This window comes from Archangium sp. (assembly GCF_036389735.1).
Classification (GTDB): domain Bacteria; phylum Myxococcota; class Myxococcia; order Myxococcales; family Myxococcaceae; genus Archangium.
In genome coordinates this window covers 1-8,832 of the sequence record NZ_DASVWK010000942.1, presented here as the reverse complement: position 1 = coordinate 8,832, position 8,832 = coordinate 1, and the positions used below count along the sequence as shown (strand labels likewise).

The 8,832-nt window shown below is 68.5% G+C and carries 10 protein-coding genes; 4 read left to right on the top strand and 6 right to left on the bottom strand.

Annotated features, from left to right (window positions below):
- The 6 genes from VF794_RS33600 to VF794_RS33575 all read right to left on the bottom strand — a co-directional run.
- Positions 1-1,068 (bottom strand): phospholipase C (locus VF794_RS33600; protein ID WP_331117204.1); only part of this gene is annotated, 1,068 nt, incomplete at its 3' end.
- 3 nt (positions 1,069-1,071) lie between these two features.
- On the bottom strand, positions 1,072-1,638 hold the full coding sequence (locus VF794_RS33595) for a hypothetical protein (protein ID WP_331117203.1): 567 nt from the start codon (positions 1,636-1,638) through the stop codon (positions 1,072-1,074).
- A gap of 196 nt (positions 1,639-1,834) precedes the next feature.
- Positions 1,835-3,337: an ATP-binding cassette domain-containing protein gene (locus tag VF794_RS33590; RefSeq protein ID WP_331117202.1), complete on the bottom strand. Its 1,503-nt coding sequence runs from the start codon at positions 3,335-3,337 to the stop codon at positions 1,835-1,837.
- Between the two features lie 179 nt (positions 3,338-3,516).
- Positions 3,517-3,888 carry a hypothetical protein gene (locus tag VF794_RS33585; protein WP_331117201.1) on the bottom strand — a complete coding sequence of 124 codons (372 nt, stop codon included), beginning with the start codon at positions 3,886-3,888 and terminating at the stop codon, positions 3,517-3,519.
- A gap of 64 nt (positions 3,889-3,952) precedes the next feature.
- Complete coding sequence (locus VF794_RS33580; RefSeq protein ID WP_331117200.1) at positions 3,953-5,032, bottom strand: SPFH domain-containing protein; 1,080 nt, start codon at positions 5,030-5,032, stop codon at positions 3,953-3,955.
- Between the two features lie 4 nt (positions 5,033-5,036).
- Complete coding sequence (locus VF794_RS33575; protein ID WP_331117199.1) at positions 5,037-5,513, bottom strand: NfeD family protein; 477 nt, start codon at positions 5,511-5,513, stop codon at positions 5,037-5,039.
- Positions 5,514-5,650: 137 nt separating this feature from the next.
- On the opposite strand from VF794_RS33575, the gene VF794_RS33570 reads away from it, so the two are divergent.
- The 4 genes from VF794_RS33570 to VF794_RS33555 all read left to right on the top strand — a co-directional run.
- Positions 5,651-6,418, top strand: a complete 768-nt coding sequence (locus tag VF794_RS33570; RefSeq protein ID WP_331117198.1) for a glucose 1-dehydrogenase — start codon at positions 5,651-5,653, stop codon at positions 6,416-6,418.
- An 8-nt stretch (positions 6,419-6,426) separates the two neighbouring features.
- On the top strand, positions 6,427-7,230 hold the full coding sequence (locus VF794_RS33565) for an alpha/beta hydrolase (RefSeq protein ID WP_331117197.1): 804 nt from the start codon (positions 6,427-6,429) through the stop codon (positions 7,228-7,230).
- A gap of 147 nt (positions 7,231-7,377) precedes the next feature.
- Positions 7,378-8,463, top strand: a complete 1,086-nt coding sequence (locus tag VF794_RS33560) for a phosphotransferase family protein (protein ID WP_331117196.1) — start codon at positions 7,378-7,380, stop codon at positions 8,461-8,463.
- 156 nt (positions 8,464-8,619) lie between these two features.
- The coding region (locus VF794_RS33555; RefSeq protein WP_331117195.1) for a PHP domain-containing protein at positions 8,620-8,832 on the top strand (213 nt) is incomplete at its 3' end.

Here is an 8,832-nt window from a genome sequence, read left to right as displayed (position 1 = left end):
CGAGCCGAACCTCTCGGCGATGAATTGGAGGATGGACGTGTGATCCAGATGGCCGTGGAAGACCTTGCCCGGCCGGGTCCAGGGAGTCGCGATGAGCCCGGGGACGCGCGGCCCGGTCGTCGAGAACCCCTCCGTGTAGCTCGCTCCAGGTGGCACCGGGTTGGAGATGGGCAGGGGAGGCACGTGGTCGAAGAAGCCTCCGTGCTCGTCGTAGGTGACGACGAACATCGTCCGGGCCCACTTCTCCGGGTTGAGCGTGAGCGCGGAGTAGACCCGATGCAGGAACAGCTCGCCGTTGCTGAGCTGCGCGAGCGGGTGGTTGCAGTTGGCGGGGAGGTCCGACCAGAAGTAGTCGAAGTAGCGGGGCTCGATGAAGATGACCTGGGGCGTCTGCGCCAGCGGCTCGGTGCGCAGGTCGTCATCGAGCTTGTCGATGGGGCGGAACCTCGGCCCGATCACCTCGGGGAACCGTCCGAACAGGGCGAAGAACGGCAGACCATCACAGTAGACGCGCCACCGGATGTTGCGCTGCTCCAGCCAGTCGAACACGTGCTGCTCGTTGGGGAGGAGTCGCTCGCCCGTGTTGTCGATCAGGGCGTGCCCGGTGAAGGCCATGAGCCGATTGGGCTGCGTGTCCGCCGGGAGCGGGGTGAACCAGCGATCGCAGACACAGAAGTTGCGCGCCAGGAACGACGACATCCAGGCCCCCTGGGAGTCGAAGTACCCCATGGGAGGCGGCTGCGACGTCACGTGCTGGGTGTACTCGACGTAGGCCTTGACGAAGCCCGACATGCGGAATTTGTTGCCCCGTCGCCCCATCTGGGTGAGCACCGAGGCACGGCTGTGCGGGGGATCATGGGTGACGACGGCCGCCTCGTCGTGGATGACGAAGGGGCGGTACACCATGTTCTCGTACACGTTCGCGTAGCGCGGGTTCGTGTCGGGGTTGCGCAGCCCGTCGACCTCCGACTGGGGATCCTCCAGCGACAGGTGCCCGAGCAGGTGGTCGAACGACCTGTTCTCGAACATCAGCACGACGAGGGTGTCGATTCCGTCGAGTCCGGCCATGGTTCACCTCCGACACGCGAGCTGCAGCTTGATGATCAGTCGTCCGTCGACGTCATCGACCGCCGTCTCGCAGTTTTCACCTTCCTCGAGGGGGACACGCAGACTCCAGCGTCCCTGGGCGGGCATCCCCTCGAACCCCGCTGCCTCACCCTCCTCGAGCGTCTTGCTCACCCCGTCCTTGCCGAGCACGAGGCGACGCACGTTCATGTTCGTCACCTGTTCGATAAGGACACCGGGGGACATCTTCTCTTCGTCCAGGACGATGAACGCCTCCACGGCGCGCTCCTGGTCGAGGCACGAGAAGTCAGCCTCTCCCTCGGCATCCACGACGGCGTACTCACGGGCGAGCGGCGGTGACAGCACCTCGCCCGAGGTGTCGGTCTTCTTGAGCCCGAAGAAGCGGGAGACGTGGATTCCAAAAACCGTGGGCCCGGGTCCTCCTGGCAGGGTGACCGTCTCCCGGCCGGACGCGTCCCGCTTGCCGAGCCCTGGAACCTCCGGCTCGGCGCTGAGCGTGACGTTGCCGTTGGTGCGCCAGCTCAAGGTGATCGTGTCTCCTGGACAGGCCATGAAGGGTCTCGCGGTGAATTGCTCGACCCGGGCCTTGGGAAGACAGCCACCGAGCAGCAGGCATAGGACACCTGGAAGGATTGCTCTCATCCCACCCCCTGTGTGAATGGTCCCTCGAAGCGCCGCCGAGTGTAGGAGGACCCTCCCAAGAGGTGAATGGGTGGAAGGGCCGGAGTGACGCCTTCAAGACTCCGGCTCACTCCGAGACGGAGTCCACGCGTCCCTCCCGCACGCGCCAGCGCAGGGCCGTGCACCGCTGCGCGAAGTGCGAGTCGTGCGTCACCAGCAGCAGCGCCCCGGGGTACTCCCGTAGGGCCACTTCCAATCTCTCGATGGAGGGCAGATCCAGGTGGTTGGTGGGCTCGTCGAGCACCAGCACCCAGGCGTGCTGCCCGAGCCCACGCGCCATGAGCAGCTTGCGCGCCTCGCCAGGGGACGGCTGCTCCGAGGCGAGCAGGCGCTCTGGCTCCACCCCGAGCGCCGCGACCAGCGACAGCACCCGGCCCTTTTCCGCCGGGGGCAGCTCGCGCACCGAGTCGAGCACCTCCTCGGCCTCCTCCGCGCTCAAGTCCTGGGGCAGGTACAGCACGCGCTCCAGCGGTACGCGCGCATGGTCCAGCAGGGCACGCAGCAGGGTGCTCTTGCCAGCGCCATTGGGGCCCTCGATGCGGATGCGATCCTCCCGCTGGACGTCGAGCCGCAACCGGCCGAACAGCTCCACCTCGCCCGCGCGCAGCACGGGTAGGTCCACGCTGAACAGCAGCGGGTTGGGGGGGCGCACATAGTCCACGAAGACGGAGCGTCCGAGCGTCTTCTCCACCTCGACGGACTCGACGGCGGAGGCGGCGCGCTCCACCTCGCGGCGAGTGGTGGCCACGCTGCGGCCGAGCCGCGCGTCCGCCCAGCTCACGAGCGTCTTGGCCCCCAGGGAGCGCGCGTCACTGTCGTACTTGTCCTTCATTCGGCTGCCGGCGCTGCGCGCGGCCGAGGCGGCCTCCTGATCGCGCCGCGTCTGGACCAGCCGCTGCTGGAGCCGGCGGTGCTCCTCCTGGGCCTGCTGCCGGGTGGTGCGGCGGGCCTCCAGCTCGCCCTCCCAGGCCTCGCGGGCCTCGGAGTAGGCGCCGGGCCAGAGGCGCACCGTGCCCGCGTGGACGCGCAGCGTGGAGGTGGTGAGGGTCTCCAGCAGCTCGCGGTCATGTGAGACGAGCATCCCCACACCGCGGAAGCGGCGCAGGGCGGCGATGAGCCACTCACGGGCCTCGGCGTCGAGGTGGTTGGTGGGCTCGTCCAGCAGCAGCACGTCCGGCTCCCGGGCGAGGGCGGCGCCGATCTGCCAGCGCTTGCGCTCACCGGGGGACAGCGTGGGCCACCGGTCGAGGGCCGTGGGATCCAACGCGAGTTGGCCCAGCAGACGGCGCGCCCGGGAGTCATACGCCTCGGCGAGCGCGGTGATGTCGGGGGTGAGTTCCTCGACGCGCTGCGGGCAGAGGTGGACGAGCGCCGAGGGCGGCTCGAAGTGGAAGTGTCCGTCCGAGGGCTGGAGCTCGCCGGAGATCAGGCGCAGCAGGGTGGACTTGCCGGCCCCGTTGGCACCGACGAGCCCGGTCCACCCGGTCGGCAGGTGGAACTCGGCGTCGGAGAACAGGGAAACGGCGTCGGAGAACGCGAAGGAGACGCGCTGGGCGCGAACGAGTGACACGAGGAACTCCAGAATCGTTCCGGACACGCACGAGGGGCCCGGGGGTTGGCTTACGGACAGCGCCGACGATTCAGGAGTGGATCTTCAATGGAGTACGAAGCCTCGTGTGGGAAGCGGGGCCCGCGTTCAGGGCCCGGGATTCATAACCATTGACGGTGGGGCGCGCAATCCCTGACGTGCTACCGCGCCGGAACGGCGACAGCTTGCGCCTGCCGGGAAAGCCGCCACGCACCGACCGAGGCCGCGAGCGTGGAGATCATGATCAGCAGCAGGGCCAGGGCCACGTTGTGGAGCGACTCGAAGGTGCCGAGAAACAGGACGGTGGGCCCCTCGCTCTCCAGGGGACCCGCGTAGGCGTGCAGCATTGTCATGACGCCCGTGACGAAGCCCAGGACGCCCGCGAAGAGCGTGAAGAGCCCCAGGGAGATCATCAGCGGCACGAAGCGCGACTCGGGCCGGAGGGCGTAGCGCAGGGTGGTGCCGAGCAGCGCGAGACCGGCGATCAACGTGGGATACATGCCCCAACCACCAGCGATGAAGGCGTCCGACATGAGCGTTCCTTGAAAGGGTGCGCCCCCTCGGACAACGGGGGGCGCGAAAGGTTCCCGCCTCTCGTTACTCCTCGGACGGCAGGGAGGGGCGGGCGCGCACCGGCACCGCGGGCGGCTGGTTCCCCAGGGTGCGCGACAGGTTCTGCGCGCTCCGGGCCGCCGCCGAGGGAACCTGCTGCTGCGCCTGGGCGCTGGTCGTGGTGACCTCGCGCGCGAACACGTCCTTGAGCGAGGCGATGCTGCCCAGCACCGCCGTGGCCTCGTAGGGCACGAACATCTTGTTGTCGCCCTTGCCGAGTTCCTGGAGCGTTTCCATGTAGCGCAGCGCCAGCACCTCGGGCGTGGCGCCACCACCCGCGTTCACCGCGTCGAACACCATCCGCGTGGCCTCGGCCTTGGCCTCGGCGTCCAGCAGCGTGGCGCGCTTGCGGCCCTCGGCGCGAGCCACCTCGGCGTCGCGCTCGGCCTCGGCGCGGAGGATCCGGGAGATCTTCTCGCCCTCGGCCGAGAGGATGGCGGCGGCCTTGTCACCCTCGGCCTTGGTCACCTCGGCGCGGCGCTCGCGCTCGGCCGTCATCTGCTTGGCCATGGCGTCCTTGATGGCCGAGGGCGGCTCGATCTCGCGCAGCTCCACGCGCGTCACCTTCACGCCCCACTTCTCGGTGGCCTCGTCCAACACCTGGCGCAGCTTGGTGTTGACCGTCTCGCGGCTGGTGAGCGTCTGATCCAGCGTCAGCCCGCCCATGATGTTGCGCAGGTTCGTCATGGTGAGCTGCTCGATGGCCAGCGCCAGGTTCTCCACCGCGTAGAGCGCCTTGGCCGCGTCGACGACCTGGTAGTAGATGACCGAGCCCACTTCCATGGTGACGTTGTCATGGGTGATGACCTGGACGGTCTCGAAGCCCATGACCTGCTCGCGCATGTCCACCAGATGGGTGCGGGTGTAGCGGTTGCCCACCCGCATCTCCTGGGCGCGCGGCGAGTCCAGAACGGGGATGAGCACGTTCAGCCCGCTGTGGGCCACGTGGTGGAACTTCCCCAGACGCTCCACGACCATCACCTTGGCCTGGGGGACGATGCGCAGGCCCTTGATGAGGGCATAGCCCACGGCCATCGCGATGACGACGAGAACGGCGGTACCCATCTTCTCAACCTTCCTTCTGCTTCTTCGGAGAAATCTCGAGCGACGCGACGGGGCGCCGCACCCACAGCTTCAAACCTTCCACCTGCTCCACGACGACCCGCTCGCCCTCGATGACCGGGCCCCCCAGCGAGCGCGCCGACCACAGCTCCCCGTTGATGCGCACCGTCCCGCCCTGTCCCTCGACGAGCGACTCGGTCACCACCGCCTCCTGGCCCACCATGGCCTCCACGCCCGTCTTCATCTGCGTGGCGGTGCGCATGAGGGCCTGCTTGAAGAGGGTGCGCGACGCGGTGAAGAGTGCCACGGACACGAGGATGAAGAGCGTGAGCTGGACGTTGACGCCCAGCCCCAGGGCCGCCCCGAGGCCCGCCACCAGCGCGCCCACGGAGAACCAGAGCATCACGAAACCGGGAAGGGCGATCTCCAGGGCCCCCGCGAGGACCGCGGCGAGGAGCCACAACTGCCAGGCTGGGAAATCCATGGAATGCTCCTGTCGGGGCCAGAGCTTGCCATCAGGGCGACGCGGCGCGCCAGAACCCCTGTACCGGGAGTGACATTCCTCCACCACCGGAGGAAGGGGGCGGGGTAGGCTCCGGGCCCCTCGCGGGGAGGCAAGTGATGGCTGGACGAGTCGAAGGCAAGGTCGCGTTGGTGACGGGGGCGGCGTCGGGGCTGGGCAAGGCGGCGGCGGAGATGTTGGCCCGAGAGGGCGCGCGGGTGGTGGTGACGGATCGCAACGAGGCGGGCGCGAAGGAGGTGGCCGGCGCGATGGGCGAGGCCGCGCGCGCCTGGAAGCTGGACGTCACGCAGGAGGCGGACTGGGCGCGGGTGGTGGACGAGACGCTGGCCACCTTCGGTCGGCTGGACGTGGTGGTGAACAACGCGGGCATCGGGGTCGCCAAGGACATCGAGACCATCTCCCTGGAGGAGTGGCGCGTCGTCCATGCGGTGAACCTGGATGGGGTGTTCCTGGGCTGCAAGCACGCCATCCGGGGCATGCGGCAGTGCGGGGCGAAGGGCTCCATCATCAACATCAGCTCCGTGGCCGGACTGGTGGGGGTGGAGAACCTCCCGGCGTACTGCTCGAGCAAGGGCGGGGTGCGCCTGCTGACGAAGTCCGTGGCGCTGCACTGCGCGCGCAAGGGCTACGGCATCCGCTGCAACTCCGTGCACCCCACCTTCATCGAGACGCCCATGGTGGATGGTCTGGCGAGCCTCATGGGTGGCATGGAGGCCGGCAAGGCGCGGCTCGCGCGCATGATTCCGCTCGGCCATATCGGCGAGCCGAACGACATCGCCTACGCGGTGCTCTACCTGGCCTCGGACGAGTCCAAGCTGATGACCGGCTCGGAGTTCGTCGTGGACGGTGGCACCACGGCGATGTGAGCCGCGCCATGCCCTTCCTGGACGTCAACGGTACCCGGCTCCACTACGAGGACACGGGGGGCTCGGGAGCGCCCATCGTGTTCAGCCACGGCCTGTTGTGGAGCGGCCGGATGTTCGACAAGCAGGTGGCGGTGCTGAAGGACCGCTACCGCTGCATCACCTACGACCACCGCGGGCAGGGCCAGAGCGACGTGTGGAAGGTGGATGCCGTGGACATGGAGACGGTGTACGCGGACGCGGTGGGCCTCATCGAGAAGCTGGGCGTGGGGCCCTGCCATTTCGTGGGCCTGTCCATGGGCGGCTTCGTGGGGATGCGGCTGGCGGCGCGGCGGCCAGACCTGCTGCGCTCGCTGTCGCTGCTGGAGACCTCGGCGGACCCGGAGCCGGTGGAGAACGCGCCGCGCTACAAGCTGCTCAACTTCGTCGCGCGGTGGAGCGGGCTGGGGCTCCTGGCGAAGCCGGTGATGTCCCTCATGTTCGGCCGCACCTTCCTGGAGGATCCGAGCCGGGCGGCGGAGCGAGCGGAGTGGGAGGGCCGGCTGAGGGAGAACCGGCGCGACATCTGGCGGGCGGTGAACGGGGTCCTCTACCGACGCGGGGTGTACGAGGAGCTGGCGCGCGTGAAGACGCCGACGCTGGTGCTGGTGGGGAGCGAGGATGTGGCCACGGTGCCGGCCAGGGCCGAGCGCATCCACGAGGCCCTCGCGGGCTCGAAGCTGGTGAAGCTGCCGAGAGGCGGGCACACCTCGACCGTGGAGGAGCCGGAGTTGCTCAACGCCGCGCTGGTGGGCTTCCTGGACGGAGTGACTTGAGCAGAGCCCGATCTAAAGACGATGCGTTGAGAGACACGTTCCAACGAGCACCACGAGACGAACCATGGATTTCACTCCGCCGGAGTCACTGAAGAAGATCCTTCCCGGGGTCCGCGGCTTCAACGGCATGAAGAAGGCGAGGGAGGAATGAGCACGCCCGAGTGGATGGATCGGACGCGGGCGGTGCGTCCGGGCGAGGAACTGGATGCCGCGTGGCTGGAGAAGTACCTGGCCGAGAAGGTGCCGGGGCTGACGGGTCCGCTGGGGGTGGAGCAGTTCCCGGGTGGGCACTCGAACCTGACGTACCTGCTGCGGATGGGGGAGAAGGAGCTGGTGCTGCGCCGGCCGCCGTTCGGAGCCAAGGCCATCAAGGCCGGGCACGACATGGGGCGCGAGTACCGCATCCTCAGCAAGCTGGAGCCCGTGTACCCGAAGGTGCCCCGGCCGCTGGTATTCTGCGGCGAGGGCGAGTCGCCGATGGGCGTGCCCTTCTACGTGATGGAGCGGGCGCGCGGCGTCATCATCCGGGCGAAGCCGCCGAAGGGCATCGAGCTGACGCCAGACTTCATGCGCCGGCTGTCGGAGAACTTCGTGGACAACCTGGTCGAACTGCACGCGGTGGACTGGCACGCGGCGGGGCTGGGGGAGATCGGCAAGCCGGAGGGCTACCTGGGCCGGCAGGTGGCGGGGTGGACGGAGCGCTACGGCAAGGCGCGGACGGACGACATCCCGGAGATGGAGCAGGTGGCGACGTGGCTGGCGGGGCACCTGCCGGCGGAACTGGCGCCGACGCTGATTCACAACGACTACAAGTACGACAACCTGGTGCTGGACCCGGACCACCTGCCGAGCATCCGGGCGGTGCTCGACTGGGAGATGGCGACGATTGGCGCTCCGCTGTCTGACCTCGGGATGGCGCTGGCGTACTGGGGGCAGGCGGACGACCCGGAGGAGCGGGTGGCGCTGCCGTTCGGGCTGACGATGCTGCCAGGGAATCTGACGCGCGAGCAACTGGTGGCGCGCTACGCGGAGAAGAGCGGCAGGGACGTGAGCGGAATCGCGTTCCACTACGTGCTGTCGCTCTTCAAGGTGTCGGTGATCGCCCAGCAGATCTACTACCGGTTCAAGCAGGGCCTGACGAAGGACGAGCGCTTCGCGGCGATGCTCTTCGGCGTCCAGATCCTCTCGAAGACGGCGGCCCGGGCGATCGAGACGGGGAGCATCCGCCCCTGAGATCAGACGTCTCCGGTCCCCAGCTTTTCACCGCACTCCGAAAGAAGGTCACGCGGATCGATCCCACTTCGGCCGTGACGTGACACGACGGGTAGACTGAGCATACCTACTGGGGCGGGCCTTCCGCCTGAACGCCTGCCCAGTAGGGTAGCAAGCGTGTACGCCGAGCTCGTCTGCCGCTCGAACTTCTCATTTCTGCGCGGGGCCTCGCACCCCGAGGAACTGATCCAGGCAGCGGCGGCCCAGGGGCTGCCCGCCGTGGCGTTGGCGGACGGGGACGGGCTGTACGGGGCGGTGAAGGCACACCTGGCGGCGAGGGACGCGGGCATCAAGTACATCATCGCGAGCCAGCTGACGCTGATGGATGGG